Below are 1,905 nucleotides of genomic sequence, written 5' to 3' on the forward strand. Positions count from 1 at the left end.
GATCGTGGTCACCGGCAACTACCGCTCGTGGCGACATTTCGTGGCCATGCGGGCGACCGAACACGCGGACGTCGAGATCCGGCGTCTCGCCGTCGAATGTGTACGGCAGCTCGCGGAGGCAGCACCGAACGCGTTCTCGGACTTCACGATCACGAAGTTGCCCGACGGCAGCGAGATCGCTGCCCCCACGCTCGCGACCGATCTCTGATCGACCAGGTCACCGATCTCCGATCCGTCTTCGAGGGGCGGGCGTGTGTCGAGGCGGCACTGCCACGCGGTAGCCTTCTGACCATGACCAACGGTGATTCCGCAACTGCTGTCGAGCTTCCGTTCGGCACCGTCGCCACAGCGATGGTGACCCCGTTCACTGCCGATGGCAAGCTCGACGTGGATGCGGGCGTGCGTCTGGCGAACTACCTCGTCGACGGTGGCTGCGACGCACTGGTTCTCGCCGGTACGACCGGCGAATCGCCCACGACGACCGAGAACGAGAAGATCGAGTTGATGCGGGCCGTGCTCGCATCCGTCGGCGACCGTGCCAAGATCATCGCCGGCGCCGGCAGCAACGACACCGCCCACAGTGCCGAGCTCGCCCGCGACGCCGCGCGGGCCGGTGCACACGGACTGCTCGTGGTGACCCCGTACTATTCGCGTCCCCCGCAGGCCGGTCTCTACGCTCACTTCGTCGCGGTGGCCGACGCAACCGATCTGCCGGTCATGCTCTACGACATTCCACCGCGATCCGTGGTGCCGATCGAGACCGATACGCTGCGTCTGCTCGCCGAGCACCCGCGGATCGTCGCGGTCAAGGACGCGAAGGGCGACCTGAACGCGGGTGCCGAACTGATCGGCACCACCGACCTGAAGTTCTACTCGGGCGACGACCCGCTGAACCTGCCGTGGCTGTCCGTCGGTGCCGTCGGATTCGTCAGCGTGATCGGCCATCTCGTGCCCGGTCGCCTCCGCGAGTTGCACACCGCCTTCGAGGCCGGTGATCTCGAACTCGCGCGCCGTATCAATTTGTCGATGGTCCCCATCTACCGGGGCCGTCGCGCGACTGGGAGGGGTGAGTGCCTCGAAGGCGGGTTTGCGACTTCTCGGCATCGATGTCGGAGAGCCTCGTCTGCCGCAGGTCGCTCCGGTGACTGCGCAGATCGACGCTCTCGCGGCGGATCTCCAGGCTGCGGGGGTGCTGTGATGAGCCGCCCCGATCGTGGCCGTGGCCGCGCCACCCGCAATGCCGGTCCGCCCTCCCGCGCCCCGCGCCGGGTGGTGCAGAACTCCGCCACCCCCCAGCGGCCCGACGCGCGCATCGCCGATCCCACCGAGCGGTTGGGTACGCCCCCCAAGGCCCCTCGCGACGGTCTGCGGGTCGTCGCGCTCGGCGGGATCGGCGAGATCGGCCGCAACATGACGGTGTTCGAGCATCAGGGACGGCTCCTGATCGTCGACTGCGGTGTGCTCTTCCCCGAAGACCAGCAGCCGGGCGTCGACCTGATCCTGCCCGACTTCCGGTACATCGAGGACCGGATGGACGACGTCGAGGCGATCGTCCTCACCCATGGCCACGAGGACCACATCGGTGCCGTGCCGTTCCTGCTGCGTCTGCGGCCCGACATCCCGGTCGTCGGTTCGAAGTTCACCCTGGCGCTGGTCGCGGCCAAGTGCCGCGAACACCGTCAGCGTCCCAACCTCGTCGAGGTCGTCGAGGGGCAGATCACCTCGCACGGACCGTTCGAGTGCGAGTACTTCGCGGTCAACCACTCCATCCCGGACGCGATCGCCGTCGCGATCCGCACGGCCGCGGGTGTCGTGCTGCACACCGGCGACATCAAGCTCGACCAGCTACCGCTCGACAACCGCCTCACCGATCTCGCGGGCTTCTCCCGCCTCGGCGACGAGGGT

Annotated in this window: 2 protein-coding genes and 1 pseudogene; all 3 read left to right on the forward strand. The window is 68.0% G+C overall.

What is annotated here, in order from left to right; translation table 11 throughout:
- Nucleotides 1-208 (forward strand): FAD-dependent thymidylate synthase (locus tag R1101_RS28210; protein WP_037224715.1); only part of this gene is annotated, 208 nt, incomplete at its 5' end.
- Between the two features lie 83 nt (nucleotides 209-291).
- Nucleotides 292-1,198, forward strand: a pseudogene (dapA, locus tag R1101_RS28215) (4-hydroxy-tetrahydrodipicolinate synthase).
- Nucleotides 1,198-1,905: MBL fold metallo-hydrolase (locus R1101_RS0122450; RefSeq protein WP_037224717.1), on the forward strand; the 708-nt coding region annotated here is incomplete at its 3' end. The pseudogene dapA and the gene R1101_RS0122450, both read left to right, overlap by 1 nt.

The sequence above is a fragment of the Rhodococcus sp. R1101 genome, from assembly GCF_000278445.1.
GTDB lineage: Bacteria > Actinomycetota > Actinomycetes > Mycobacteriales > Mycobacteriaceae > Rhodococcus > Rhodococcus gordoniae.